The organism is Arthrobacter sp. B1805, assembly GCF_002929745.1.
Lineage (GTDB): Bacteria > Actinomycetota > Actinomycetes > Actinomycetales > Micrococcaceae > Arthrobacter_D.
In genome coordinates this window covers 150,591-176,550 of record NZ_PJIQ01000002.1, presented here as the reverse complement: position 1 = coordinate 176,550, position 25,960 = coordinate 150,591, and the positions used below count along the sequence as shown (strand labels likewise).

The 25,960-nt window shown below is 68.2% G+C and carries 24 protein-coding genes; 8 read left to right on the top strand and 16 right to left on the bottom strand.

Annotated elements, in window-relative coordinates; all coding sequences use genetic code 11:
- Position 1: 1 nt before the first annotated feature.
- The 6 genes from folE to dacB form a co-directional block, all read right to left on the bottom strand.
- Positions 2-619, bottom strand: a complete 618-nt coding sequence (gene folE, locus CXQ96_RS03460; RefSeq protein ID WP_104116636.1) for a GTP cyclohydrolase I FolE — start codon at positions 617-619, stop codon at positions 2-4.
- Between the two features lie 66 nt (positions 620-685).
- Positions 686-2,743 carry an ATP-dependent zinc metalloprotease FtsH gene (gene ftsH / locus CXQ96_RS03455; protein ID WP_104116635.1) on the bottom strand — a complete coding sequence of 686 codons (2,058 nt, stop codon included), beginning with the start codon at positions 2,741-2,743 and terminating at the stop codon, positions 686-688.
- Between the two features lie 167 nt (positions 2,744-2,910).
- Positions 2,911-3,462, bottom strand: coding sequence for a hypoxanthine phosphoribosyltransferase (gene hpt, locus CXQ96_RS03450; RefSeq protein ID WP_104116634.1), 552 nt, complete (start codon positions 3,460-3,462; stop codon positions 2,911-2,913).
- Between the two features lie 3 nt (positions 3,463-3,465).
- Positions 3,466-4,569, bottom strand: coding sequence for a tRNA lysidine(34) synthetase TilS (gene tilS / locus CXQ96_RS03445; RefSeq protein ID WP_104116633.1), 1,104 nt, complete (start codon positions 4,567-4,569; stop codon positions 3,466-3,468).
- Positions 4,562-5,698, bottom strand: a complete 1,137-nt coding sequence (locus CXQ96_RS03440) for a zinc-dependent metalloprotease (protein ID WP_104116632.1) — start codon at positions 5,696-5,698, stop codon at positions 4,562-4,564. Before CXQ96_RS03440 ends, tilS begins: the two co-directional genes overlap by 8 nt.
- Positions 5,699-5,799: 101 nt before the next feature.
- A complete protein-coding gene (dacB, locus tag CXQ96_RS03435) occupies positions 5,800-7,239 on the bottom strand; it encodes a D-alanyl-D-alanine carboxypeptidase/D-alanyl-D-alanine-endopeptidase (protein WP_258058804.1) in 1,440 nt (479 codons plus the stop codon).
- A 178-nt stretch (positions 7,240-7,417) separates the two neighbouring features.
- Here dacB and CXQ96_RS03430 point away from each other — a divergent pair, with 178 nt between their 5' ends.
- Positions 7,418-7,984, top strand: coding sequence for an inorganic diphosphatase (locus CXQ96_RS03430; protein ID WP_104116631.1), 567 nt, complete (start codon positions 7,418-7,420; stop codon positions 7,982-7,984).
- Between the two features lie 143 nt (positions 7,985-8,127).
- Positions 8,128-8,757, top strand: a complete 630-nt coding sequence (locus CXQ96_RS03425; protein ID WP_104116630.1) for a hypothetical protein — start codon at positions 8,128-8,130, stop codon at positions 8,755-8,757.
- Positions 8,758-9,013: 256 nt separating this feature from the next.
- Here the strand turns inward: CXQ96_RS03425 and CXQ96_RS03420 are convergent, their stop codons facing one another.
- On the bottom strand, positions 9,014-9,850 hold the full coding sequence (locus tag CXQ96_RS03420; protein WP_104116629.1) for an HAD family hydrolase: 837 nt from the start codon (positions 9,848-9,850) through the stop codon (positions 9,014-9,016).
- Between the two features lie 44 nt (positions 9,851-9,894).
- Positions 9,895-11,175 (bottom strand): serine--tRNA ligase, encoded by a 1,281-nt coding sequence (serS, locus tag CXQ96_RS03415; protein WP_104116628.1) that lies wholly within the window; start codon positions 11,173-11,175, stop codon positions 9,895-9,897.
- 68 nt (positions 11,176-11,243) lie between these two features.
- On the opposite strand from serS, the gene CXQ96_RS03410 reads away from it, so the two are divergent.
- Complete coding sequence (locus CXQ96_RS03410; RefSeq protein ID WP_104116627.1) at positions 11,244-12,380, top strand: diacylglycerol kinase family protein; 1,137 nt, start codon at positions 11,244-11,246, stop codon at positions 12,378-12,380.
- On the opposite strand, the gene CXQ96_RS03405 is transcribed toward CXQ96_RS03410, so the two are convergent.
- The 4 genes from CXQ96_RS03405 to CXQ96_RS03390 form a co-directional block, all read right to left on the bottom strand.
- Complete coding sequence (locus CXQ96_RS03405; protein WP_104116626.1) at positions 12,377-12,721, bottom strand: hypothetical protein; 345 nt, start codon at positions 12,719-12,721, stop codon at positions 12,377-12,379. The genes CXQ96_RS03410 and CXQ96_RS03405 overlap by 4 nt on opposite strands.
- Positions 12,722-12,807: 86 nt before the next feature.
- Positions 12,808-13,782 (bottom strand): DNA topoisomerase IB, encoded by a 975-nt coding sequence (locus CXQ96_RS03400; protein WP_104116625.1) that lies wholly within the window; start codon positions 13,780-13,782, stop codon positions 12,808-12,810.
- Positions 13,783-13,861: 79 nt separating this feature from the next.
- Complete coding sequence (pheA, locus tag CXQ96_RS03395; RefSeq protein ID WP_104116624.1) at positions 13,862-14,800, bottom strand: prephenate dehydratase; 939 nt, start codon at positions 14,798-14,800, stop codon at positions 13,862-13,864.
- Positions 14,797-15,123: a rhodanese-like domain-containing protein gene (locus CXQ96_RS03390; protein ID WP_104116623.1), complete on the bottom strand. Its 327-nt coding sequence runs from the start codon at positions 15,121-15,123 to the stop codon at positions 14,797-14,799. Before CXQ96_RS03390 ends, pheA begins: the two co-directional genes overlap by 4 nt.
- 159 nt (positions 15,124-15,282) lie before the next feature.
- Between CXQ96_RS03390 and CXQ96_RS03385 the strand changes: the two genes are divergently transcribed.
- Together CXQ96_RS03385 and CXQ96_RS03380 are read left to right on the top strand one after the other, a co-directional pair.
- The gene (locus CXQ96_RS03385; protein WP_104116622.1) at positions 15,283-16,722 is read left to right on the top strand and encodes an amidase; all 1,440 of its coding nucleotides are present in this window, start codon (positions 15,283-15,285) and stop codon (positions 16,720-16,722) included.
- Complete coding sequence (locus CXQ96_RS03380; RefSeq protein ID WP_258058802.1) at positions 16,723-18,186, top strand: peptide MFS transporter; 1,464 nt, start codon at positions 16,723-16,725, stop codon at positions 18,184-18,186. It abuts the gene before it with no gap.
- A gap of 89 nt (positions 18,187-18,275) precedes the next feature.
- On the opposite strand, the gene CXQ96_RS03375 is transcribed toward CXQ96_RS03380, so the two are convergent.
- On the bottom strand, positions 18,276-19,511 hold the full coding sequence (locus CXQ96_RS03375; protein WP_104116621.1) for a glycerate kinase: 1,236 nt from the start codon (positions 19,509-19,511) through the stop codon (positions 18,276-18,278).
- A 52-nt stretch (positions 19,512-19,563) separates the two neighbouring features.
- Positions 19,564-19,731, bottom strand: coding sequence for a hypothetical protein (locus CXQ96_RS18310; protein WP_181036337.1), 168 nt, complete (start codon positions 19,729-19,731; stop codon positions 19,564-19,566).
- Between the two features lie 157 nt (positions 19,732-19,888).
- Between CXQ96_RS18310 and pgm the strand changes: the two genes are divergently transcribed.
- The 3 genes from pgm (at position 19,889) to CXQ96_RS03360 (ending at position 24,037) form a co-directional block, all read left to right on the top strand.
- Positions 19,889-21,520 carry a phosphoglucomutase (alpha-D-glucose-1,6-bisphosphate-dependent) gene (gene pgm / locus CXQ96_RS03370; protein ID WP_104116620.1) on the top strand — a complete coding sequence of 544 codons (1,632 nt, stop codon included), beginning with the start codon at positions 19,889-19,891 and terminating at the stop codon, positions 21,518-21,520.
- A gap of 132 nt (positions 21,521-21,652) precedes the next feature.
- Positions 21,653-22,981, top strand: coding sequence for a uracil-xanthine permease family protein (locus CXQ96_RS03365; protein WP_104116619.1), 1,329 nt, complete (start codon positions 21,653-21,655; stop codon positions 22,979-22,981).
- Positions 22,982-23,035: 54 nt separating this feature from the next.
- On the top strand, positions 23,036-24,037 hold the full coding sequence (locus CXQ96_RS03360) for a hypothetical protein (protein WP_104116618.1): 1,002 nt from the start codon (positions 23,036-23,038) through the stop codon (positions 24,035-24,037).
- Positions 24,038-24,077: 40 nt separating this feature from the next.
- On the opposite strand, the gene CXQ96_RS03355 is transcribed toward CXQ96_RS03360, so the two are convergent.
- Positions 24,078-25,199, bottom strand: coding sequence for an HTTM domain-containing protein (locus tag CXQ96_RS03355; RefSeq protein ID WP_104116617.1), 1,122 nt, complete (start codon positions 25,197-25,199; stop codon positions 24,078-24,080).
- Positions 25,190-25,942, bottom strand: coding sequence for a DUF5819 family protein (locus CXQ96_RS03350; protein WP_104116616.1), 753 nt, complete (start codon positions 25,940-25,942; stop codon positions 25,190-25,192). Before CXQ96_RS03350 ends, CXQ96_RS03355 begins: the two co-directional genes overlap by 10 nt.
- Between the last annotated feature and the right edge of the window lie 18 nt (positions 25,943-25,960).

The following is a 25,960-nucleotide window of genomic DNA, read 5'->3' as shown; positions in this document are numbered from 1 at the left end:
CCTACCTTCCGAGTATGAGGCTCATGGCCTCTGCGCGCGTCGCCGTCTCGCGGATCTGACCGCGCACGGCCGAGGTGACGGTCTTCGCCCCGGGCTTCCGTACCCCACGCATCGACATGCACATGTGCTCGCACTCGATGACGACGATCGCCCCCTTGGGCTTCAGGTACTCCATCATCGCATCGACGATCTGCGTGGTCAGCCGCTCCTGCACCTGGGGGCGTCGGGCGTAGACCTCGACGAGCCGCGCGAGCTTACTGAGGCCGGTGACTCGCCCGTCCGCCGACGGGATGTAGCCGACATGCGCAGACCCGTGGAACGGCACCAGGTGGTGCTCGCACGTCGAGTAGAAGGGAATGTCCTTCACCAGCACGAGTTCCTGGTGGTTGATGTCGAAGGACGTCGAGAGCACCTCGCCCGCATCCTGGTGCAGGCCGGCGAACATCTCGGCGTAGGCCCTTGCGACACGCTTGGGAGTCTCGAGCAGTCCGTCGCGGTCGGGGTCCTCGCCGATGGCGGCCAGGATCTCCCGCACGGCCCGCTGGATGCGCGGCTGGTCCACGGGCGATCCGGTCGCGACCAGGGCGGCGTCCACCACTTCGTCGTCAAAATCTGTCATGGGTTGTTCCCCCTTGTCGGCACTACCCAACGGCAGCCCCCTGGCTACCGGCGTATCGCTGCGGGACTAGCTGTCCCTGCCATCCTTCGGGCTTCCGCCCGATTCGGGCGAGGGAAGCTCCGAGCCCTGGACATCGAAATCACTGGGGATGTTCGCGTCTGCGATCTGGTCCTGGGGAGCGACGGACTCGGGTGCGGGTTGACCGCTCTCGAGCGCTTCCGCGCGTTCCTTCCGGGACGTCACCGGGGGCAGCGAGTGGACCGGCCGGGTCTGCTTCGACAGCCACACCTCGCGCAGGTCCCGCTTCCGGACATTGGAGAACACCTCGGCGATCTCGGCCTGGTTAAGCGTCTCGCGCTCGAGCAACTCGAGGGCGAGACGGTCGAGGACATCGCGGTTCTCGGTGAGGATCTGGTAGGCCTCGTCATGCGCGTTGTCGATCAGGCGGCGGACCTCCTCGTCGACCACGAGCGCTATCTGGTCCGAGTAGTCACGGTCACTGCCCATGTCACGCCCGAGGAAGGGCTCCCCCGCCCCCTGTCCTAGCTTGACGGCGCCGATGCGCTCGCTCATGCCGTACTGGGTGACCATCTTGCGGGCGGTTCCCGTGGCCTTCTCGATATCGTTCGACGCACCCGTGGACGGATCGTGGAAGACGATCTCCTCCGCCACGCGTCCACCCATGGCGTAGGCCAGCTGGTCGAGGAGTTCGTTCCGGCTGACGGAGTACTTGTCATCGCTCGGCATGACCATGGTGTATCCGAGGGCGCGACCACGCGGCAGGATGGTCACCTTGGTCACCGGGTCCGTGTTGCGCAGGGCTGCTGCCACCAGTGCATGCCCACCCTCGTGGTAGGCGGTAATCTTCCGCTCGAGTTCCTTCATCACGCGGCTGCGCTTCTGCGGCCCGGCGATGACGCGGTCGATCGCCTCGTCGAGGGCGCGGTCATCGATCAGCTGCGCATTCGATCGGGCTGTCAGCAGTGCCGCCTCGTTGAGCACGTTGGCGAGGTCCGCACCGGTGAAGCCCGGCGTTTTCTTCGCAACGCCCCTGAGGTCCACGCCGGGCGCCATGGGCTTGCCTTTCGCATGCACCGTCAGGATGTGCTCGCGGCCCCTCATGTCAGGGGCTTCGACACCGATCTGGCGGTCGAACCGCCCGGGGCGCAACAGTGCCGGATCGAGAACGTCGGGGCGGTTCGTCGCGGCGATGAGGATGACGTTGGTGGTGGCGTCGAACCCGTCCATCTCGACCAGAAGCTGGTTGAGTGTCTGCTCGCGTTCGTCGTTGCCGCCACCGACACCCGCGCCTCGGTGGCGCCCGACGGCGTCGATCTCGTCCACGAAGATGATGGCCGGTGAGTTGTTCTTGGCCTGCTCGAACAGGTCGCGGACGCGGGACGCACCGACGCCGACGAACATCTCGACGAAGTCGGAGCCGGAGATGGAGTAGAACGGGACGCCGGCCTCGCCGGCCACCGCACGCGCGAGGAGGGTCTTGCCGGTCCCGGGAGGACCGTACAGGAGGACACCCTTCGGGATCTTGGCTCCGAGGGCCTGGAACTTGGCGGGTTCCTGCAGGAACTCCTTGATTTCGAGGAGCTCCTCGACCGCCTCGTCGGCGCCCGCGACGTCGTTGAACGTCACCTGTGGCATGTCCTTCGAGATGAGCTTCGCCTTGGACTTGCCGAACTGCATGACCTTCGAGCCGCCGCCCTGCATCCGGCTGAGCAGGAACCAGAAGATGGCGCCGAGGATCAGGATGGGGAAGATCAGACCCGCGAGGCTGAGCAGCCAGTTGCTCTCGGCGGGCTGGTCGGTGAACCCATCCGTATCCGAGGTATTGATGGCATCGACGACACTCTCGGCGCGCGCGGTGCTGTAGAAGAACTGGACACTCTTGCCCATGTCCTCGTAATCCTCGCGGAGCGTCAGATCCACGCGCTGCTCGCCGTCGTAGATCTTGGCCTGCGCGACCTTGTCATCTTCGAGGAGCTGGAGCCCGATGTTGGTGTCGACGCGGGAGCCTCCCCCGCCGAAGACGCTGGGAAGCACCAGGAGGAGTGCAACGACCGCCAGGACGATCCAGAAGACCGGACCCTTGAAGATGTTCTTGGATTTCATACGTTTCAGGGCAGCAAGCCCTGTCCCTCCTGCTGATGCAAGTAAAAATGTGCGGGCGCACTGCCATGCGGGTGCCCGTGAAGCACCTCAACATATACCCTCTTCGACATTGACCACGCGCGGATTATGCCGATAGTTCCCTCTGGGCGTACCGCTGGGGCGGGGAACTATTCGTAGACGTGGGGGGCGAGGGTCCCGATGAAGTCGAGGTTGCGGTATTTCTCCGCGAAGTCGAGGCCGTAGCCCACTACGAATTCGTTCGGGATGTCGTAGCCCACGTATTTGACGTCGATATCCACCTTCGCGGCGTCCGGCTTGCGCAGGAGCGTGCAGATCTCGACCGAGGCCGGGCCGCGGGAGAGCAGGTTCGCCTTGAGCCACGACAGCGTCAGACCCGAATCGATGATGTCCTCGGCGATCAGGACGTGCTTGCCCATCAGGTCGGTCTCGAGGTCCTTGAGGATGCGCACCACGCCGGAGGACTGCGTCCCGCTGCCGTAGGACGAGACTGCCATCCAGTCCATGGTGATATGGGAGTGCAGTGCGCGCGCAAGGTCCGCCATGACCATCACCGCACCCTTGAGCACGCCCACGAGCAGGATGTCCCGGCCCTGGTAGTCGGCATCGATCTGCTGCGCGAGTTCGTTGATGCGCTGCTGGATCTCTTCCCTGGTGTAGAGGACATGCTTGAGATCTGACTGGACGTCGTTGGAATCCACCGATTACTCCTGGGTTGGCCGGCGCAACTGCTTCACGCCGGGGCCGTTGTTTGTGCCATTGGTACTTAGGACAAGGTTGCCATAGCTTGGTTCCCCCCGAAGAACTGCCCGTCCCCGGACCTGGCGGTACACGCTCACCTTGCCGCCCAGCTGCACGGGTCCGGCGGAGCCTTTCCGCTCGAGCAGCGACTCGGCTGCGCGGAGGCGCTCGAAACTCGGCTGGAACGCACCGAGTTCGAGTGCAGCGAGGGCCAGGACGCGCTGCCTCAGCGCGGCGGGCAGTCCCCTGAGACCGTCCTCGGGAAGCAGCACCGCGCCGTCGCCGTCCGCCCGTCTCAGCGATGCGTAGGCCTCGGCGCTCAACTGCTCCAGGAGGTCCGCATCCTGTCCAAGGATGGCCGCCGTGCGGGCCAGCGCCTGGGCGATGCCCGGGCCGAGCTGCTCTTCCAGGAACGGCAGGACCTCGACGCGCACGCGCGAGCGCGCGAAGGCGGGATCGAGGTTCGTCGGGTCGTGCCACGGGTCGAGGCCGTAGAACGCGCAGATGGCCTCGGTCTCGGCGCGGCGCAGTTCGAGAAACGGGCGGATGTACAGTCCCCGGCGGGCCGGCATCCCTGCGAGGGAGCGGGTACCGGAGCCACGCGCGAGCCCGAGAAGCACCTGCTCCGCCTGGTCGTCGAGCGTGTGACCCAGCAGGACGGCCACAGCCCCGAGCCGCGCGGCCGCTTCGTCGAGCGCGGCGTAACGGGCGCTGCGAGCGGCGGCTTCGGGGCCCATGCCCTCGCGATCGACGGAGACGCGGTGCACTTCGACGGGTGCGAGTCCGAGCTCCCGCGCCGCGTCCGCAGCCTGCTCCGCTGCCGATGCGCTACCCGGCTGCAGACCGTGATCGACGACGACGACGCCGACCCGGCAACGCCCGGTGCGCGCCAGGTGGACCGCCACGGCAGCGAGGGCCAGTGAGTCCGGACCGCCGCTGCAGGCCACGAGTACAAGGGGCAGGTGCGGCGGGGCGGCTGCGGGGTCAACCAATAGGCCGTCGAGGCTCGCGGCAAGCAGGTTGCGGGCAGTGCCGACAGCGGGGAGCAGCCGCGGGCGCCTAGCCATGGCGGCGCAGGCTCATCCTGTCGATCCACTCGTCAGCCGCGTGGATCTCACGCTCGGTGGGCAGGTGCGACGGCGATTCCCAGACGGCGTTGAAGCCGTCCATGCCGGTCTGGCTGACCACGCGGCGCACGAACTTCGAGCCGTCGCTGTACTGCCGCATCTTGGCGTCCAGGCCCATGAGCTGGCGGATGACCTTCTCGAGCGGGCCCCTGGACTTGCCGCGCGCATTGAAGCGGCGCCGGATGGTCTTGACCGACGGGACGATACTGCCGTCCACGCCGTCCATGACCACGTTGGCGTGGCCCTCGAGCAGGCTCATCACGGCGGTGAGGTGCGAGAGGCGGGCCTTGTCCTCCGGGTCCTGCAGGATCGACAGCACGCCGACGTTCTGCGGTTCCGGGTCGCCTCCCGCCGTGCTCTCCCCGCGTGATCGCGCCTTCGCTGCCGTGATGTTCCGCACCGCTGCTCCGAGCCGCTCCGAAAGGGAGTCCGCCTTGTCCATCAGCCCCGACGTCAGCTGCCCGATGTGATCGGTCATGTGGTCCTTCAACCACGGCGCGGCCGCGAACTGGACGCGGTGCGTCTGCTCGTGGAGGCACACCCACAGGCGGAAATCGGACGGGTCGACGTTGAGCTCCCGCTCGACCGAGATGATATTGGGTGCCACGAGCATGAGCCTCCCGCCCTGCCCGTTCCGCGACGGAACGAACGGATCGTACTGTCCGAGTACCTTGCTCGAGAGGAATGCGAGGATCGCTCCGAGCTGGGCACCCGTGACGGTTCCACCGAGGGCCAGGGATGCGGATTTCAGGACGTCCGGCCTGGACGCCGCGAGCTGGTCCAGTGCGGGTTCCATAAGGGTGCGGAAGCTCTGGGAGTTCGCCCTGGACCACGAGGCGCGATCGACGATCAGCAGTTCCGAGTCACGCAGGTCACGCGCGGCGTCGAGCCGGGAGATGGCGTGGACGTGGCCCACGGAGGCATCGGCCAGTTCGCGCATGTTCTGCACTGCTCGGGCGATGTCCGCGGGTTTCATCGTCGGTCCGGCGGGCGTCAACGACGCCGCGGTGGAGGCCGCGATATCCCAGTTGACCAACTGCGGGCGGGGTGCGGGCTCGTTCCTGGACATGCGCCTATTCGATCACATCCCGCTGACGGCGGCTCCCACGGTTCGCAAAGGATCGGGTCGGATCGGATTGGACCGGCGGCGCTTACAGGCCAGTGACGGTGCTAGCGGCAGCCGCACCGTGCCAGGACTGCCGCAGCAGCGTCGGCAGCGGCCCTGGCCTCGATCGTGGAGCCCTCGAGGCCCGCTGCGAGGAACGAGAACACGAGCAGGCGGCCATCGGCCGTGACCACGTGCCCGGAGAGTCCGGTGACGGCATTGAGCGTCCCGGTCTTCGCCCGCACTGTTCCCGCCCCGGCGGCCGCAGGCCCGGCGTCGGGCGTGAAGCGCTCCTCCAGCGTGCCCGTCAGCCCCGCGATGGGCAGCGATTGCGCGACGGCGGCGAGCCCCGGGTCGGTCGATGTGGTCGTGCCGCGCAGCAGCGCTGCGAGCTGATGGGGCGAGACGGCGTTGCGGACGGACAGACCGGCGGCATCGCCCACGATCAGCCCTTCCTCGGGCACGCCGAGCCGCGTGGCGGCGATGGTCAGGGCTTCTGTCGCTCCTCCGAAGGATGCCGGGCGTCCGCTGTCGAGGGCGGCGATGCGGGCGAGGGCCTCGGCCAGGTAGTTGTCCGAGATCTCGAGCATCCGGCGCACCTGGTGCTGCAGCGGCGCCGACTCGACGGCTGCCACGGGTTCGGTGCCTTCCGGTGCCGCCTGGCGCCGCACGTCCGGCTGGACGACGATGCCACGCTCGGCAGCGGCTGTGACCAGGGCAGCCGCAAAGGTACGGCCGGCGTCGAGGCCTGCGTCCTGGGAACGGGGGCCTCCGGCCCGGCCCTCGTCGATCCAGGCCGAATTGATGGCGAGTGAGTGCAGCGGCGCGATCTCGCCCGCTTCGACATCACCCTCGGCCCACGTCGGGTTGAGGGTTGCGCCGGCGAAGAGGGTGTCGTCGAGGTACACGGTGTACGGGCCGGAACCGTCCGGTAGGGCAGCGGCCGTCTCCGCGGCGAGGGTGCCGAGACCCGCATGCCCCACGACGGCGTCCGGGTCCGACAGACCTGAACCGAGGAGGACATCACCGCCGCCGCGCAGGTACAGGGCGTGCGCATCGGTCCCCGAGGCGAGCACCGACGTCGTCAGCGTCTCCTCCGGCTGCCCGAAGGTCATGGACGCCACGGCCGTGAACAGTTTGATGTTCGACGCCGGAGGCTGCAGGCGGGTGGCCTCCCTCGCGTAGAGCACGCTCCCGTCGGTCGAATCGATGACCGTCCCGGCGAAGGTGCCCGGACCGGGGATCTGCAGCACCGCATCCAGTTGCGCCCCCAGCACCGCAGGGTCCGGTGTCGGGGCCGAGGCCGAGAGTGGTGTGACGACGTCGGGCACCGCGACGGCCGTCGGGGGAATCTGCGGCGCAGGCGTGACCGGTGGAGGCGCCGGCGGCGCCGGGTCGACGGCTGCCAGGACTGCCGGCGCGAGGTGGGAGGCCAGGGGTACAGCGATCGCGGCCATGACCAGGACGAGCAGGAGACCGGTCAGCAGGCGGAGCGGGCGCTTCATGGTGTCCTTTCGCAAGCTATCGCCGAGCAGCACTCAAACCACGGGGAATGCCCTTGTACCGGCGACCGACCGATATGTTAGGGCTGACGATTAACAGTAGACCGGCCGGCCGCCCCCTCCCAGGAGGGCGCGGCCGCCGGCTGCCGACCGGACCATCGACCTACCCATAGGAGTTGCCATGAAGCTCGACGTCACCATCGAGATCCCGAAGGGATCGCGCGTCAAGTACGAGATCGACCACGAGACCCACCGGTTGCGCCTCGACCGCGTCCTGTTCACGGCGATGCAGTACCCCACCCATTACGGCTACTTCGAGAACACACTCGGCGAGGACGGCGACCCGCTGGACGCACTGGTCCTGCTGCAGGACTTCGACCTCATCCCGGGGGTCCTCGTCGAGTCGCGCCCCATCGGCGTCTTCAACATGACCGACGACGGCGGCGGGGACGCCAAGGTCCTCTGCGTGCCGGTCGATCCCCGCTTCGATCACATCCAGGAACTGTCCGACGTCTCGGATTACCTGCTCGACGAGATCAAGCACTTCTTCACCAAGTACAAGGACCTCGAGCCGGGCAAGTGGGTCGAGGCCGCGGACTGGGCAGGTCGGGAGGAAGCCGAAGCCGAGATCGAGGCGTCCCTCAAGCGCTTCAAGGAGATCGGCGAGGGCAGCGCCCACGACGAGCCGCAGGGCCGCGACGTCGACGTCGACGCGAAGAACGCCACGGAAACCCCCGAGGGCCGCTAGCAGCCCCAGCACGACAGGAGCTCCCGTCGTCCCGTCCGTCGAGGGGGTGACGGGAGCTCCAGCGCTCTCCGAGCAGGCAGGGACGCGCGTGGAAATCAACGCACTTCGGTTGATTCGAGCCCTCGGGCCTCCATACTGATGCCATGCACTATGTCCTGACGATCAACCAGCGCGACTCGCGCGAGGTCGGGGACCTCGTGGGCGATCTGCTCAAGGCCCTGCGCTACCTGCCGACCGTGGTGCCGTTCCAGCGATCGGTCGGTGACGAGGTCCAGGGCGTCGTCGACTCCGCGTCGACGGCGGTGGACGCCGCCCTGCGAGCCATCCGCTACCGCCGCTGGCACGTGGGCATCGGCGTCGGCGGGCTGACCCCCCCGGTGCCGGAGCGGCTCGTCGACGCGGAGGGCTACGGCCTCGTGTACGCGCGAAGAGCCGTGAACCGGGCCCAGAAGACCGGCGAGCGCATTCCCCTCGCGGTCGAAGGGCCCGACAGCGAGATCGCCGCTGAGGCCGAGGCCGTCCTCCGACTGCTCGGACAGATCGTCTACACGCGCACCGACGCCGAATGGAACGTCCTCGACCTGATGACCCCCGGTGCCCGCGGACAGCAGAAATACATCGCACAGGAACTGGGCATCACCGCGCAGGCGGTGAGCCGCGCCGCCGTCCGCTCACACTGGATGGAGGAGTGGGCGACGCGTCCCGCGGCGGCCCGCCTGCTGGATCTCGCGTACGGGCCCGCCTCCCTCCCCGAAGCCAGCCTGGCCTACTGAGAGATACCGGCACGCAGGTCGGACGCCGAGAGGACACCGCGAACTCCTCCAGATCGGCGCGCGCGGTCAGCCCCTTGAGGCATCGAGCGGGTGCTGGACCACGCGGGTCCCGCCGATGCAGCCGTTCCAGCTGTTGGTCGCGCCGTCATCGAGCCAGTCGGAGCCGAACAACCACGGCAGCGCGTGAGCAGGGCATTGCAAGGGAATGAACGGCGAGACAACGCCAGGCCGCCCCCCCTGGCCTGACGGAACGACGTCAGACGAGGGACCGCAATACCTTCGCGGCGCCGTCGTCGTACACGCTTCCGGTGACCTCCGATGCGGCTGACCGCACTTCGTCCGGCGCCTGCCCCATGGCCACGCCGCGGCCGGCCCACTGAAGCATCTCGATGTCGTTCCGGCCGTCACCGACGGCGACGGTCAGGGCACGGTCCGTTCCGAGCCTCGTGCGCAGGGACTCCAGGGCGCTGGCCTTCGTGACGCCCTGCGCCGCGATGTCCAGCCACGCGGTCCAGCCGACGGAGTAGGTGACCCCGTGCAGCCCGATGGAGGCCACGGCGGCGCCGAACTCCTCGGCGGAGCTGTCCGTGCTGAAGACGACGACCCGTACGGCGTGGCTCTCGAGCATCTCCTCGAAGTCGACGCTCTGCGCCTCGGAGCCGAAGCTCGCGTCCTGGAAGCTCTCGGTGCACAGGAACCTGCCACGATCGTCCTCGAGCGCGTACTTCGCCGCCGGCAACCGCTCCCTCAGGGCGGTGAGGGCGGGCTTCGGATCGAAGGTGACGCGCTCGACGACCTCGAAGCCCTCGGGCATCGAACTGTCGATCCTCAAGGTGACGCCGCCGTTCGAGCAGACGGCATACCCGCGCCTGATGCCCAGCAGGTCGATCACGGGGAGCGTCGCTCCGAGGGACCTGCCCGTGGCGATGATGACGTCGTGCCCGGCTTCGATGACGGCCCGCGCGGCGTCGCGTACCTCCTCCGTCATGTTCCCCTCGTGATCCACGAGGGTGCCGTCGACGTCGAGGGCGATGAGATGGCGTTTCCGGTTGTCCTGCTGGTCATCGATGCCAGCATTGATCAAAGTACTCATGACTCAGTGAACCAGACCTCACCGACGCCCCGGTAGGGCGGCGCTCACAGTACCGGAAGGGTTTCCAGTCCGTTAAGATACGGCCGCAGCGCCACCGGCACCGTGACGGAGCCGTCCGCATTCTGGTGGTGCTCGAGGATCGCGACGATCCAGCGCGTGGTGGCGAGGGTCCCGTTGAGGGTCGCGACGGCCCGCGTGCCCTTCTGTCCCTCCCCCTCCTGGCGTTCGCGGATGTTCAGGCGCCGGGCCTGGAAGGTGGTGCAGTTCGACGTCGACGTCAGCTCACGGTAGTCGCCCTGCGTCGGAACCCACGCCTCGCAGTCGAACTTCCGTGCGGCGGACATGCCGAGATCCCCTGCCGCCGTGTCGATGACGCGGTACGGCAGCTCGACCTTGGCGAGCATCTCCTCTTCCCAGGCGAGCATGCGCTCGTGCTCCGCGGCCGCGTCCTCGACGGTCGTGTAGGTGAACATCTCGACCTTGTTGAACTGGTGCACCCGGATGATGCCACGGGTGTCCTTGCCGTGCGAGCCGGCCTCCCGGCGGTAGCAGGAGGACCAGCCCGCGTACCGTACGGGCCCCTTGCCGAGGTCGATGATCTCGTCCGAGTGGTAACCGGCGAGAGCGACCTCGGAGGTGCCCACCAGGTACAGGTTGTCCTCCTCCAGGCGGTAGATCTCGGCGTCGTGCGCGATGTCGAAGCCGGTTCCCTGCATGGTCTCGGGTCGCACGAGAGTCGGCGTGATCATCGGGATGAAGTCCGCCTTGATCGCCTGGTCCAGCGCCATCTGCAGCAGCGCGATCTCGAGGCGCGCACCGACGCCTTTCAGGAAGTAGAAGCGTGAGCCCGAGACCTTCGCCCCGCGCTCCATGTCGATCGCGCCGATGAGCTCGCCAATCTCGAGGTGGTCCCGGGGCTCAAATCCCTCCGCGGCGAAGTCGCGCGGGGTACCGACCTTCCGCAGCACGACGTAGTCGTCCTCGCCGCCCTCTGGCACACCCTCCTGCACGAGGTTCGGGAGTTTGCGCAGCAGCGCTTCCTGCTCCGTCTTGGCCTCCTCGGAGGCCGCTGCCGCAGCCTTGACGGACGACGCCAGTTCCTTCACGTCCGCAAGGAGCGCCTGCTTCTCCTCGCCCTTGGCCTGTGCCACCTTCTTGCCGAAGGCGTTCTGTTCGGCGCGCAGCGTTTCGTACGCGGTCACGGCCTCGCGCCGACGGGCATCAGCCGCGAGGACGGCGTCCACCAGCGACTCGTCCGCCCTGCGTGCGCGCTGCGATGCTCGGAACTGCTCGGGATTCAGGCGGAGGTCGTTGACGTCGATCACACCGACAAGACTACCCAAACCCGCGGACACGACCGCGCGGGGGAACGGTCCAGCTATTGTGGGTGACCATGCGCCGCAAACTCCTCGCCGGGACCGCTGCGGCGTCCGCCGCCGTCGCGTCCATCCAGAGTTACTGGGCCGTCCGTCGGCTGCAGCAGACGCGCACGCCCACGGCGTCGTTCCACAAGCCGGTACCCGTGGCCGAGGGGCCGCAGCGTGTGGCGCTCATCCTCAACCCGTCGAAGCTGCAGGCCGCCAGTGCGCGCGCCCTCGTCGAGCAGGCCTGCTCCGACGCCGGCTGGGAGCCTCCCCTCGTCCTCGAGACCACCATCGAGGATCCGGGGACGGGCCAGGCGGAACGGGCCCTGGCGGCCGGGGCCGACGTCGTCATCGCGGCCGGAGGCGATGGAACGGTGCGCGCCGTCGCGCAGGCCCTCGCGCACAAGCCGGCCGCGCTCGGGCTGCTGCCACTCGGCACCGGAAACCTGCTGGTACGCAACCTCGGCCTGCCCTACCACGACGTCGCGGGATGCCTCCGGTCCGCCCTGCACGGCGACGAGCGGCGCATCGACATGGCGCGCATCACCCTCCGCAACGACCGCACCCACGTCATCTCGGACTATCCCTTCCTGGTCATGGGCGGCGTCGGATTCGACGCGAGCGTCGTGGCCGACGCGAAGCAGGACCTGAAGGAGAAATTCGGCTGGCTCGCCTACAGCGAGGCCGGCGTCCGCCACCTGCCGGGCAGGCGACGCCGCATCTCCATCAGCCTGGACGGACAGCCTCCCCAGAGCCGCAAGGTCCGCAGCCTGCTGGTGGCCAACTGCGGGAAACTCCCGGCGGGCGTCGATTTCGTGCCCGACGCCGTGATCGACGACGGCTACCTGGACGTGGTGGTCCTCAGCCCCCGCAGCCTGCTCGGCTGGACCTGGATGGCCGCGAAGATCCTCCTGCGCCACCGCGGCGGGATACCGGTCATCAGCTACTACCGTGCGCGGGAGGTCACGGTCTGGTCCGCTGACCCGATCGCCACGCAGCTCGACGGAGACCCTTCCGGAGCCATCACCTCGCTGACCGCCCGGGTGGACCCGGACGCACTGATGGTCCGGGTGCCGGTGTCGGCTCCCGGACCATCGGGGTCCACCGCGGTGCTGCCGCTGTCGGACCTCCAGGGCAGGTGGCGGCGGTTCCTGCGCCGCTCCTAGCGGTCGCGGTCCGTGTAGTCGCCCTCGCCGTCGGGCGTGTCGACGAGCGGCTTGTCCTTGTCCGTGTACTCGCCCTCTTCCGCCGGGCTCTGCGCGGAGGTGTACCCGCCGGAGCCTCCGGAGGGTTCGCTGCTGGTGTAGTTCCCCTCCCCGCCGTCGTCGACGACCTCCGACGCGTCGTGGTCGGCCCGGCCGGCCTGCTGGTTGATGAGGGCCTGCTCCTCGGCGAAACGGATGTCGTTGCCCTGGTCGCCGATGTCACCCTGCCAGTTGGGATCCGACGTCGAGCCGTCACCCTCGTTGGGGTTCACGATGTGTCCTCCATGAGCGTTCTCGGTCATGATGCTTCCTTTCGTCGAAGGATGCGCTCCTCGTTGGGCGCCCGCTGCCAGCGTACTGACCAACGGGATGGTTTGAAATGTGCGCCTCAGTCGCGCAGGAGTTCCTGCACGGCCTTCTCCGACGCCGAATAGGTCGTGATCGGGATGACCTCGCCACTCATGAACCGGTCGACGAGCCGGGGGTCCACGTAGGAGCTGCGGGCGACCGTCGGGGTGTTCCCGAGGTGGTCGGCGACGGCCTTCATCGTGGCACTGACGGCCTTCTGGCGCGCCGTGCGGCTCGTCGCCTTGAGATCCTCCTTGGCGAGCGCCATGGCCGCGACGACGGTGGCCTGCCACGTCCGGAAGTCCTTCGCCGTGAACGGTCCGCCGGTGACCTGTCGCAGGAATTCGTTGAGCAGCGAGCCGTCCACGTGGTGCCACTTGCCGTCGTCCGTCAGGTAGGCGAGGACAGTGTCGGCGTCCTCGCGCTCCATCATGGGCCGCAGCGCGTTGGCGAGGTCCTCGTCCTCCAGCCGGGTGTCCCACTGCTGGCCGCTCTTCCCAGGGAAGTCGAACGTGATGACGTTCCCCTCGACGATGCAGTGCTCCACGAGGAGAGTGGTCACGCCGAACGAGCCGTTCGCTTCCGCGTACTGGGTGGAACCGATGCGGAGGGCTCCGGCGTCGACGATCCGGAGGGCGGCTGCGAAGGCGCGTTCCCTCGTCAGGCCGTCGCTGCGGAGGTGCTGGGTGATGGCGCGGCGGGCACTCGGCAGCTTGGCGCCGAAGTCGAGGGCACGGTCGAACTTCTCGCGGTCCTTCTGCTCGCGCCATGCCGGGTGGTACATGTACTGGCGCCTGCCGGCGTCGTCCGTGCCGATGGCCTGGACGTGGCCGTTGGGGTAGGGCGCTATCCAGACGTCCTTCCACGCCGGCGGGATGACGAGGTCCTTGATGCGTTCCAGCTCGTCGCGGTCCCGCAGCAGTTCGCCGTTCGGAGCGCGGTAGCTGAAGCCCTTACCGTGGCGCCGACGCGTGATACCGGGCCTGCGCGTGTTGCTGCGGCGCAATCGAGCCATCGTGGAACCAGCCTTCGAATGGGAGGAGGACCTTCGATAGTAAGCCTACTGTGCTTTCAGCGCTCCCTGCACCGTCGGTTCAGCGGCCCCCGAGGATCTGCCCGAGCCACGCATCGGCCAAACCGAAGGCGTGGTCCGATGTGTGACGCTCGACAGCGGGCGTGCGGCGGTCGGCGCGTGCATAGGACCCGAGGAAGCGGATCCCGGGGCTGATGCGGTGAAGTCCCTTGAGCGCATCGGCCACACGGGCGTCCTCGACGTGGCCGTCCGCGTCCACGCTGAAGAAGTAGTCGCCGAGGAATTGGCCCGTGGGCCTGGACTCGATGCGGCTGAGGTTCACGCCGCGGGCCGCGAACTGATCGAGGATCTGCATCAGGGCGCCCGGGTGGTCCTCGGGCAGGGGGATCACGAGGGTCGTCTTGTCGGCTCCGGTGCGCGGCGGCAGGGCATCCGGCCGGCCGACGAGGATGAACCGCGTGACGGCGTCGCTGACGTCCCCGATGTCCGACGCCAGCACGGCGAGCCCGAGCCGCCGGGCCACCAGGGGTGAGCAGATCGCGGCCTCATATGAGTCCTCCCCGTCGACGAGCCCGAAGGCCGCGGCAGCGGTCGACGACGCCGGGATGTACTCGACTCCGGCGACGTGGGCGTCGACCCAGTTGCGGCACTGCGCCCAGGCATGGCCGTGCGTCGCGATACGTCGGACGGCGCCGAGCGCCGAACCCTGCCGACCGGCGAGGACGAAGGTGATCGGCACGAGTTCCTCGCGGAGGATGCGCAACGGCTCTCCGACGGCGATGGCGTCCAGCGTTGCGCTGACGCCGCCCTCCACCGAGTTCTCGATGGGCACCATGGCAGCATCCACTGCGCCCGAACGGACGGCGTGCAGCGCCGCACCGACCGTCGATGCCGGCACCCGGCGGGCAGCATCGGCACCGGGCACCTGGAGCAGCGCGGCCTCCGTGAAGGTTCCCTCCGGCCCGAGATAGGCGTAGGAGGAGGTGTCCGGACGCGTCACAGGACGGTGGGCTCGCTGCCCGTCTCGGACACCATCGGCTTGCCGGCCTCCAGCCAGGCGCCCATGCCGCCGCTCACGTTGACGGCCGTGTAGCCGTTGCCCTCGAGCCACTCGGCTGCGCGCTGCGACCGGCCGCCACTGCGGCAGACCACGTGCAGGTCCTCGTCGGGATCCAGCTCGGCGAGCCGTGCCGGAAGCTGGTCGAGCGGGATGTGCAGCGCGCCCTCGACGTGGCCCGCCTCCCACTCGTAGTCCTCGCGGACGTCGAGGATCCGCGCGTCGCTGGGCACAGCCGTCACCGGCACGTTCTGGGGTTCACTCATGCGCCTAGCTTTTCACGCCCCGGCGCGGGCCCGCTATTGCTACGTACGGTCGCGGCTGCCGGTGGCCCCTCGAAGCGGCTCCTATAGTTGTGTTTGTTGTTGTCGGGGGCCCACGGCGTGGCGGGTCCCGGACCTGCCCGCCCAGCGACTGGAAGCCCCTTGAGCGAACTGCACGAACTCTCCGCACTCACCCTCCGGGACGCCCTGGCCCGAGGTGCCGTCAGTGCGCGCGAGGTCACCGAGCACTTCCTCCGGCGCGTGGACGCGCTCAACCCGGGCCTCGGCTCGTTCCTCACGGTGACGCACGACGACGCCCTGCGTGCCGCGGACCACGCGGACGGGCTGCGCTCCACGGGGGTGGCCCTCGGTCCCCTGCACGGGGTTCCCCTTGCCCACAAGGACCTCACCGATGTCGCCGGAGTCAGGACCACGCTCGGCACGGCGGCGCTCGATCACGCGGTGGCCGCGGAGGACGCGCCGCTCGCCGCCGTCCTGCGTCGCGCCGGCGCCATCAACCTGGGCAAGACCCAGGTGCCCGAGTTCGGGCTGAGCTGCTACAGCGAGAACCGCATCGCCCCACCTGCCCGCAACCCGCTCGACCACCGGCTCAGCCCTGCCGGGTCCTCCGGCGGGAGTGCAGCAGCGGTGGCTGCCCGCATGGTTCCGTTCGCTCCGGGCACCGACGGTGGAGGTTCGATCCGCATCCCGGCAGCAGCGACCGGCCTGGTGGGCCTGAAGCCGAACCGCGGGCGCGTGCCCTCCGGCTCCGGGCAGGCCGACCTCGGGCAGTTCGTCGTCGCCGGACCGCTCGCCCATTCCGCCGTGGACGCCGGACTCCTCCTCGACGCCCTCGTGGCCGAACCGAACTACCGGCCCACGAGCGCCGCCTCACGGTACCCGGGGTCCTTCACCGACGCCGCTCTGCGCGCTGAAGGCCGTTTCCGCATCGGGGTCAGTACTGTGTCGCCCTTCTCGTCCGCGATGGACATCAGCCTGGACAGCGCTGCGACCGACGCCCTCCACGCGGGGATCCAGCTGCTGCAGGGCGCGGGTCACGACGTCGTCGACGCCGACCTGCTGTACGACGAGCGCTACCACGACGCGTTTCAGCTCGTCTGGACCGCAGGCCTTGCGACCGCTCCGATACCGGCGGACCGGGAGGACCGGCTGACGGACATCACCCGCGTGCTGCGCCGCAGGGCCCTGGGACGCACGGCGGCGCAACTGGCGGGCGCCGTCGACGTACTGCGCCAGTTCGAGCAGAGCACGATCGAGCAGTACTCGCGCTACGACATGGTGCTCACCCCCGCGGTGGCCATGACCCCCCGCCCCATCGGGTGGTACACCGACGCCGACGGCGACACCGACTACCTGCGGCAATGCCAGTACTCGCCCTACACGTCCATGGTCAATGTGTGCGGTCTTCCCGCGGTGGCCGTCCCCACGCTGCACCTCCCGGACGGACTGTCGATGAGCGTGCAGCTCATCGGACGCCCCGGGGAGGAAGCGCACCTCCTCGCCGCGACCGCCCAGATCGAGGCCCTCCGGGCGGGCGGCAGCGATTTTGCCTCCGCCGGCCCGAGCGGCACCATGGAGTAAGTGAGTACACTCCAGCGGACCGCCGACTCCGGCGGAAGAACGTTCCTCGGCCACCCGCGAATGTTGGCGAACCTCTTCAGCGTCGAGCTCTGGGAGCGGTTCTCGTTCTACGGCATGCAGGCTCTGCTGCTGTTCTACATGACCTATTCCCTTGCCGAGGGAGGGCTGGCGCTCGATCCGGGCACCGCCGCCGGCCTCGTGGGAGCCTATGGCGGTGGCGTCTACCTCTCGACGATCCTCGGCGCCTGGCTGGCCGACCGGGTGCTCGGTAGCGAGCGGGTCCTGTTCTACTCCGCGATCATCATCATGTGCGGGCACGTTGCCCTCGCCCTGCTGCCGGGCGTCGTCGGCCTCTCGGTCGGCCTCGTGATGGTGGGGGTCGGGTCGGGCGGCCTGAAGGCCAACGCGTCCTCACTCGTCGGCACGCTCTACGCGCCCGGCGACGACCGCCGCGACGCGGGCTTTTCCATCTTCTACATGGGCATCAACATCGGCGGCCTCATGGGACCGCTGCTCACCAACCTGGCCTGGGACACCTACGGCTTCCACGTCGGGTTCGGGCTGGCCGCCGTCGGCATGGCAGCCGGGCTCCTCCAGTACGCCGCGACCCGCAAGAACCTGCCGGCCGCGGCGCATACCGTCGAGAACCCCCTGCCCCGGTCGGCCTACCCGCGCTGGATCGCGATCGCCGCCGTCGTCGTCCTCCTCGTCGGCGTGGTCCTGGCCACCGGGCTCCTCGATGCCGGCAACCTGGCCGGCGTGATGGCCTACACCGCCATCGCGGCGACCATCGCCTACTTCGCCGTCATCCTCTCGAGCAGCAGGGTCACGGCCGAGGAGCGGCGCCGGGTCTACTCCTTCATGCCGCTCTTCGTCGCGAGTGCCGCGTTCTGGTCGCTGTTCCAGCAGCAGTTCACGGTGGTGGCGCTGTATTCCGAGAGCCGACTGGACAGGAATCTCTTCGGCTGGGAGATGCCGCCGGGCATGGTGCAGTCCATCAACCCCGTCTTCATCATCATCTTCGCCGGGATCTTCGCCGCCCTGTGGACACGGCTCGGCAGCCGCCAGCCCTCCTCTCCCCTGAAGTTCTCCTTCGGGCTGATCGTCATGGGCGTCGCGTTCCTCGCGTTCATCCCCTTCGCGGGCGGCGGAGCCAACAGCACACCGCTGATCGGCCTGGCCGGGATCCTGCTGCTGTTCACCTGGGCCGAGCTCTTCATCTCGCCGATCGGGCTGTCCGTGACCACCAAGCTGGCACCCGAGGCGTTCCGCACCCAGATGCTTGCCCTGTTCTTCCTGTCCATCTCGCTCGGGACCACGGTGTCGGGCCTCCTTGCCGGTTTCTACTCGGAAGCGAACGAGGTGCCGTACTTCGCCTTCAGCGGCATCACGGCGATCGTCCTGGGCGGCGCCCTCATAGCAGCCGCGCCGGCCATCCGGAAGGGCATGGGCGCGGTCCGCTAGCCCCGTGCAGCCGCTCGATACCGCGGGTCGGCCTGTTGCGCGAACGGCGCCGTCGCCCGGACTTCTATTCTGAAGCGCGAGATCACGGTCTAACGAGGAACGGTCGCACCGAACACCCCGTAGACATGTGCGGCGGCGTCCTCCATCAGTGACGCGGCGCCCTGGAGGAGCTCCTCGAGTGCCATGGGCCCCGTTGCGAGGGAGAACGCCCCCGCCAGCCCGGCGTCCTGCACCTGTGCGGCCGAGAGCTGGACGCGCCCGGCGATCACGACGACGGCGCAGGTGTCGGGCGCGGTCGCCACGACGGCCTGCACCACCTTGCCACCCAGGGACTGCGAGTCGAAGGAGCCCTCACCGGTCAGCACGAGGTCGGCCTCGGCCAGCGCGCCCGCGAGCCCGACGGCGTCCGCCACGAGAGCGGAGCCCGGCACGATCTCCGCACCGAGGAACGGCACGAGGACCGCGGGCAGGCCGCCGGCGGCACCGGCACCGGGCACGTCCACCATCGCGACGCCGGTCAGCTCCTCGACGACGCGGGAAAGGTGGGACAGTGCGTGATCGAGCACGACGACGTCGTTCGGCGTGGCGCCCTTCTGCGGCCCGAAGACCGCAGCGGCACCGCGCGGTCCGCACAGGGGATTGTCGACGTCCACGGCGATACGCCAGCGTACGTCGAGGGCTCGCGGGTGCAGGTTCGAGGTGTCGATCGAGGCCAGCGCAGTGAGGCTTCCGCCACCAGGCAGCAGGGCGTCACCGTCCGCATCGAGGAACCGGGCACCGAGCGCGGACAGCAGCCCGGTCCCGCCATCCGTGGACGCCGAGCCGCCGACACACAGCAGGATTTCCTCGGCGCCGTCGTCGAGGAGTTGTGCCGCGATCTCGCCGACGCCGTAACTGGTAGCCGTGAGCGCGTCGAGAGGAATGTCCGCGACCAGGGGCAGGCCGTTGGCTTCCGCGGCTTCGAGCACCCCACGTACCGGCAGCCGCTCCTGGCGCCCCTGGTCCGACACGGGTGCCGCCTCCTGGTCCGTGGCGGGGACCCGCGAGATGGCGTACCGCGCCCTGCGGGCACGGCCGGCCGCGTCGTGGCACTCCGTGGTCCGCGGCTCGACCTCCCAGGCCGCGAGCAGCGCATCGAGGGTTCCCTCCCCGCCGTCCGCTAGCGGGGCCAGGACGACAGCCGGCTCGGGGTGGCCGAGGCGCGAGGCCGCAGCGTGGACCCCTGCGGACATGGCAAGGGCAGCCTCCGCTGCGGGGAGGCTGCCCTTGAGGGAATCCGGTGCGAGAACGATCCTGAGCGGACGCCGGTGCGCGTGCGTGGTCATCCAACCACCCTAGCGGTGGGTCCTGCCCCGTCCGAGAACCGGCCGGTATGCGTCAGTCGTCGGAGCCGCCGTCGTTGTCCGCCTCGAAATCGGGGGCGATCTCGTCCTCGGTGCCGGGTCCGCCGTAGCCGCCGGCTGCCTGCTCCTCGAGCTTGCCGGCCTCCTCCGCGCCCTGCTCCTCGGGATCGCCGGTGGGGGTGTCGCTGGAATTCTCGCTCATGGTGGTACCTTCCGTGATGCGTCTGCCCCTGATTGGGTGCTGATACTCAGCTTACTGATGATCGTCGAGCGGGCAACCGGATCACGTTTCCCCTGCGCCCGGTCGTCACGAACGATCAGCGGATGTAATCGGGGGCGTTCTTTGACATGCTGGGGCCATGGCTAACCGAGCGGGCACCGTAGCCCTTCCCAGCGACCTCGTAGATGTGACCAAGCTGCTCGACGCGTATTTCGACGTCGAGCCCGATCTCGGGGACCCCGCGCAGCGCGTGGCCTTCGGGACGTCGGGCCACCGCGGCTCGTCCCTGAGGTCATCCTTCAACGAGGGGCACATCGCTGCGATCACGCAGGCGATCGTCGAGTACCGTGCCGCGCAGGGAATCACGGGGCCGCTCTTCATGGGCAAGGACACCCACGCGCTCTCCGAGCCGGCGCAGAACACCGCGCTCGAGGTCCTGGCGGCCAACGGAGTGACAGTCCTGATCGACGCGCGGGGCGCCTACACCCCGACCCCCGCGGTGTCCCACGCGATCCTCACCTACAACGCGGCGAAGGTCGAGCAGGCCGACGGGATCGTCATCACGCCGTCGCACAATCCACCGGCCGATGGCGGTTTCAAGTACAACCCGCCGCACGGTGGCCCTGCCGATTCTGATGCCACGACCTGGATCGCGAACCGCGCGAACGACCTCCTCGAGGGCGGACTGCGGGACGTCAGGCGCATGCCGATCTCGCAGGCCCGCACCGCCGAAGGAATCGGCAGCTACGACTTCCTGCGGCAGTACATCGACGACCTCCCCTCCGTCCTTAACCTCGACGCCATCCGGTCGGCGAACGTCCACATCGGCGCCGACCCGATGGGGGGCGCCTCGGTGGACTACTGGGGAGCGATCGGTGAGCGGCACAACCTGAACCTGACGGTGGTCAACCCGACGGTCGACCCCCAGTGGGCGTTCATGACCCTCGACTGGGACGAGAAGATCCGGATGGACTGCTCCTCGCCGTACGCCATGGCGTCGCTCATCGGCCGGGCATCGGAGTTCGACATCTCGACGGGGAACGACGCCGACGCCGACAGGCACGGGATCGTCACCCCGGACGGGGGTCTGATGAACCCGAACCACTACCTCGCCGTCGCGATCCAGTACCTCTACGCGAACCGCCCCAACTGGCGAGCGGACGCCGTCATCGGCAAGACCCTCGTGTCGTCGTCGATCATCGACCGCGTGGCCCTCGATCTCGGACGGGTGCTGCAGGAGGTTCCCGTGGGCTTCAAGTGGTTCGTACCGGGACTCCTCACCGGCGACCTCGCCTTCGGCGGCGAGGAGTCCGCGGGTGCTTCCTTCCTGCGCCATGACGGCACGCCCTGGAGCACCGACAAGGACGGCATCCTGCTGGCCCTCCTCGCCTCGGAGATCACCGCTGTCACCGGAAAGACCCCCTCCCAGCACTATGCAGGACTCACGGAGCGCTTCGGCGCTCCCGTGTACGCGCGCATCGACGCCGCTGCCACCCGCGAGCAGAAAGCGGCGCTGGGCAAGCTCTCGCCGTCCGACGTCACCGCCACGACACTCGCCGGTGAGGAGATCACGGCACGCCTGACGGAGGCTCCGGGCAACGGCGCCCCGGTGGGCGGCCTGAAGGTCACGACGGAGAACGCATGGTTCGCCGCGAGGCCCTCGGGCACGGAGGACGTCTACAAGATCTACGCTGAATCCTTCAAGGGCGAGGAGCACCTGAAGCAGGTGCAGGCCGAGGCCAAGGCCCTGGTGGACGGCGTCATCAGCTGACCACGGGAGGAAGCCCTGGCGCGGATCCGCAGGGCTCGCCGACAGGGGTGTCGCGCACGCCGTAACACCCCTGTCACGTGCTGCGGATAGGATTCTCCGGAACCCCCGCGACCACCTGTGGAAGGCACGCCCATGAGCACACGAGGAATCAGCTGGACTCTCCATGGGGACGGCAGGAATGTCCTTCCGGGCGGTTTCGTCGCTCCCGAGGAACGCCTCAGCTGGCCCAGGACCATCGGCGTCGGAGCCCAGCACGTCGTGGCCATGTTCGGAGCGACGTTCCTCGTACCTCTCATCACGGGCTTTCCGCCGTCGACCACCCTCCTGTTCTCCGGCATCGGCACCATCCTGTTCCTGATCATCACCGCAGGGAAGGTGCCGAGCTACCTCGGGTCGAGTTTCGCCTTCATCGCGCCGATCGCCGCTGCGCAGTCACAGCACGGCGCAGCCGGAGCCCTCGGTGGCATCATCATGGCGGGCGCGGCACTCGCCGTCATCGGCCTGATCGTCCACACCGCCGGGGCGCGCTGGATCCAGCTGGCCATGCCACCCATCGTCACGGGCGCCATCGTCGCCCTGATCGGCCTGAACCTGGCGCCCACCGCGAAGACGAACTTCGAGCAGGCACCCCTCACGGCCCTGGTGACCGTCATCGCGATCCTGCTCGTCACGGTGCTGTTCAAGGGAATCCTCGGGCGCCTGTCCATCCTGGTCGGTGTCCTCGCCGGGTACGTCGTCGCCATGTTCCGTGGCGAAGTGGACTTCGCCGCGATCAACGACGCCGCCTGGATCGGACTGCCGGAGTTCTCCGCGCCCGCGTTCCACCTGTCCGTCGTCGGCCTCTTCGTACCCGTCGTCCTGGTCCTCGTCGCGGAGAACATCGGGCACGTGAAGTCGGTGGCCGCGATGACACATCGCGACCTCGATCCGCTGACCGGCCGCGCGCTCATGGCGGACGGCATCGCGACGATGGTCGCCGGGGCCGGCGGCGGATCCGGCACCACCACCTACGCGGAGAACATCGGTGTCATGGCGGCATCGCGCGTTTACTCGACCGCGGCCTACTGGGTGGCCGGCATCGTGGCGATCCTGCTGAGCCTGTTCCCGAAGTTCGGTGCCCTGATCGCCACCGTGCCGCAGGGAGTGCTCGGCGGCGCCGGGGTTGTCCTCTACGGCATGATCGGGATCCTCGGCGTCCGGATCTGGGTGCAGAACCAGGTGAACTTCTCCAACCCCATCAACCTGTCGACGGCCGGGGTGGCCCTGGTGATCGGCATCGCCGACTTCACCTGGACCATCGGTGATCTCACCTTCGCCGGCATCGCCCTCGGGACGGCCGCGGCGCTCCTGATCTTCCACGGGATGACGGCGATAGCGCGGGTCCGCGGAAGCGAGCATGTCGCAGGGCCGGATGAGCTCGAATCAAGGGACCACGGCAGCAGGCCTTCGAAACTGGGCTGAGTCAGCCAGTGGAAGAATGATCAGCATGTCGCCCTCCCCCTGCCCCGGTCCCCGATGAACAACCCCCGCCAGACCTGGGCCTCCCCCGAGTGGCGACAGCAGGCGGAGCAGTGGATCGACCTCGTGCTTGAGACGTTCGGAGTGTCCCGGACCGGTCCTTCCGAACAGCCCCGCATCCGATTCTGGTCCACGCAGCTGACGGTGCCCACGGATCACGGGACGCTGTGGTTCAAGGAGAACAACCTCGGACAGCTCGCGGAAGCATCCATCATGTCGCTGCTGGGCGAAATCGCCCCGGATCATGTCGCCGCTCCCCTGGCGATCGAGCCCTCGCGCGGCTGGATGCTCACTGCGGATCATGGAGCCACCCTCGACAGGCTGGGATCGGACGAGGCCTCCGTCTGGTCGCGTGTGGCAACCGACTTCGCCGACCTGCAGCAGCTCGCCGCGCCGCACGGAGAACGGCTCTCGCAAGCCGGGTTGGTCATCATGAATCCCGAGGTGGCAGCGAACTTCGTCGAGAACCAGTTGCTCCTGCACACCGGGCTTCCCGATGGGCACCCGCTGTACCTGTCGGCCGAGGACGCGGACGACGTCGTACGACGGCTTCCGGTCATCAACGAGGCCGTCGACGTCCTGCGTGGTGTGTCCGTGCCTCTGTCGCTCGACCACAACGACCTGCACGCCCGGAACTGCTTCCTGCCGGGGAGCCCCGACGATTCGTTGCGTTTCTTCGATTTCGCGGACTCCTACTGGGCGCACCCGTTCAGCGCGCTGCTCGTCCCGATCACGCAGATGCGCGAGCAGTGGAACACGACGGCGGAGGACCCACGCATACAGTCGGTGGTCACCGCCTATCTCGACCGATGGACAACATATGCGCCATCCGAGGACCTCAGGGCCGCCGTCGAGCCGGCACTGAAGCTGGCGGGGGTGCACCGGTACGGCTCGTGGTTGCGCCTGCTGGTATACGCCGACGACGAGTCGATGCGCACCTACGCTCCAGCAGCGCTTCACTATCTGCGGACACTCGGGAATCCGGTCCTCGAGGGGTAACGCATCGATCGGACGACGACGTGCGGCATGGCAGTCCGCCTCAGCGCCTGCTTACCAAAGCGCGATCCTCGGTGCGCGGGTTAGCAACCACATCGGTGTCGAGCGCCGGCACTGATGCAGACGGTACGGTTGCTGGTACTCCTCGTCGGATGCCCAGCTTGGCAGTCCGCTTCTGCAGCGCACCAGCGCCCCAGCGCTGAATCGCAAGCCAGGTGGCGCTGCCGACCAGGACTGCATCGGCCGAGGCCATGATTCCCGAGAAGAACGGCAGGCCCATCGCGATCGCGATTCCGAGGTGCATCGCCAGGATCCCGAGCAGCGTGATGCGCCGGGTCACCTTATTGAACAGCAGGAACGGGAAGGCGATCTGGATGATCACCGTGAAGTAGGTCGCCAGGACCGTTGCCCAGGTGAAGAACGTCAGAGCTCCCGAGAGCCAGGGAAGCGCTCCGTACGTTTCGGACGCGAGTGGGTAGTAGACCGCGGTGCCGTTCTGCCAGGCGGTGCCCTGCACCTTGTACATGCCGGCCTCGAAGTAGACGAGGCAGAGTTGAGCGATGACCATGCAGAGCGCGAGGTTGTGCAGCACTGAGCCAGTCTGGGTCTCCGGCGAGGACTCCCGGGCTCGCCGCCTGGCATCCAGCGACCATCTCCTTGAGATGTCCGCGAAGACCAGGTAGATGAGCATGATGCGGATGAAATAGTTGCCGCCGTCGGCAATCACGGTGTTTTGTGCGTTGATGCCTGCATAGAACACGAACAGCAGGGGCGTGATGAAGCGTGTGCGCCACCCGAGGATGAATGCGATGACCAGCGCGATCGTGATGACGTACCAGGCCCAGAAGGCGCCGCTGCCGGCGTTCCGCAGCAGATCGAGCGGCCACATGTAGCCGATGACGTTGCGGTGGGGCTCCCAATAGGCCGAGCCGGGGCCCCAGATGCGCTCTGCTACCGGAAGGTTCACCAGGAGCCATGCGAGTACGAGGCTGCCGGAAACGATTCTCATCACGGCCAGGCCGTAGGAACCGTGGCGGTCGGCCACGAACCAGGAGGATAGCCCGAGCAGCCATTCGGACGGTTTGTTCCGGTGCGCGCGCACCCAGGATCGGATGGGGCGGTCTTCGGCGGCCGCCGCCGATCGAGGAGGGGATGTTACAGCCATGCGTTTCGGGTCTCCTCGCTGAAGGGCATGACGCTGCGCCAGCCGATGTTCATGAAGCTCTGGGTGGGTTCGGCTGAGGCGTCGTGACGCTGCTCGAAGGGAACGACGGCATCCCGGCGCATACGCACCTCGACAAGCGATGCTTCCTCGCCCCAGGTGTGTAGCGCATACAGCGAGGCGAAGCCTACGGCGACGTCCTCCATGCGCTGGTAGGTCCGCAGCTTGTTAAGCTGGTCGGCCGCGATGGTGTCGGCTGCTTCCTCGGAATCGAGGTCCACGCCGAAGACGGGTTCCTGGTCGAGGTGGTTCGCTTCGGCCATCTGACGGTAGTCCGGCGACAGGGCAGAAGCCGTAGGCCAGAAACGGCTGTTGATGACTTTGGATTGCCGGTGCTCACGGTTGGCGATTGTCCGAAGAGCCGCAGGAGGGGCTTCCTCCTCGCTGACGTTCCGCCACTCGGTGAACTCGGCGCCGGCCGCGTCGCCGCCCGCGCAGACCTCTGCCGGGCTGATGCACGCCCGAACGAGCATGTACTCGTCCTGTGAGTAGACGCCCGGCGCGAACAGGTTCCAGCCCTGGTCCAGCGGACCCAGGAAATACCGGTTGAGGCCCGGCTGCAGGGACTGCTTCAAGGGAGTCTGCGGTCCGGTGAAGGCGAGAGTTGCCGCCATGTGGCCGCCGCCGATCAGGACTCCAACGAGGAGGACGATGGCGGGGATCTTTCGGATGCGTGGTGAGCTCACTGCTTTGCTCTCTGGAGA

Excerpts from the sequence above, each read along its gene's own strand:
- folE (WP_104116636.1), bottom strand. The coding sequence starts at position 619 with ATGACAGATTTTGACGACGAAGTGGTGGACGCCGCCCTGGTCGCGACC.
- ftsH (WP_104116635.1), bottom strand. The coding sequence starts at position 2,743 with ATGAAATCCAAGAACATCTTCAAGGGTCCGGTCTTCTGGATCGTCCTG.
- tilS (WP_104116633.1), bottom strand. The coding sequence starts at position 4,569 with ATGGCTAGGCGCCCGCGGCTGCTCCCCGCTGTCGGCACTGCCCGCAAC.
- CXQ96_RS03440 (WP_104116632.1), bottom strand. The coding sequence starts at position 5,698 with ATGTCCAGGAACGAGCCCGCACCCCGCCCGCAGTTGGTCAACTGGGAT.
- dacB (WP_258058804.1), bottom strand. The coding sequence starts at position 7,239 with ATGAAGCGCCCGCTCCGCCTGCTGACCGGTCTCCTGCTCGTCCTGGTC.
- CXQ96_RS03430 (WP_104116631.1), top strand. The coding sequence starts at position 7,418 with ATGAAGCTCGACGTCACCATCGAGATCCCGAAGGGATCGCGCGTCAAG.
- CXQ96_RS03425 (WP_104116630.1), top strand. The coding sequence starts at position 8,128 with ATGCACTATGTCCTGACGATCAACCAGCGCGACTCGCGCGAGGTCGGG.
- CXQ96_RS03420 (WP_104116629.1), bottom strand. The coding sequence starts at position 9,850 with ATGAGTACTTTGATCAATGCTGGCATCGATGACCAGCAGGACAACCGG.
- CXQ96_RS03410 (WP_104116627.1), top strand. The coding sequence starts at position 11,244 with ATGCGCCGCAAACTCCTCGCCGGGACCGCTGCGGCGTCCGCCGCCGTC.
- CXQ96_RS03405 (WP_104116626.1), bottom strand. The coding sequence starts at position 12,721 with ATGACCGAGAACGCTCATGGAGGACACATCGTGAACCCCAACGAGGGT.
- CXQ96_RS03400 (WP_104116625.1), bottom strand. The coding sequence starts at position 13,782 with ATGGCTCGATTGCGCCGCAGCAACACGCGCAGGCCCGGTATCACGCGT.
- CXQ96_RS03390 (WP_104116623.1), bottom strand. The coding sequence starts at position 15,123 with ATGAGTGAACCCCAGAACGTGCCGGTGACGGCTGTGCCCAGCGACGCG.
- CXQ96_RS03375 (WP_104116621.1), bottom strand. The coding sequence starts at position 19,511 with ATGACCACGCACGCGCACCGGCGTCCGCTCAGGATCGTTCTCGCACCG.
- CXQ96_RS18310 (WP_181036337.1), bottom strand. The coding sequence starts at position 19,731 with ATGAGCGAGAATTCCAGCGACACCCCCACCGGCGATCCCGAGGAGCAG.
- pgm (WP_104116620.1), top strand. The coding sequence starts at position 19,889 with ATGGCTAACCGAGCGGGCACCGTAGCCCTTCCCAGCGACCTCGTAGAT.
- CXQ96_RS03365 (WP_104116619.1), top strand. The coding sequence starts at position 21,653 with ATGAGCACACGAGGAATCAGCTGGACTCTCCATGGGGACGGCAGGAAT.
- CXQ96_RS03360 (WP_104116618.1), top strand. The coding sequence starts at position 23,036 with ATGAACAACCCCCGCCAGACCTGGGCCTCCCCCGAGTGGCGACAGCAG.
- CXQ96_RS03355 (WP_104116617.1), bottom strand. The coding sequence starts at position 25,199 with ATGGCTGTAACATCCCCTCCTCGATCGGCGGCGGCCGCCGAAGACCGC.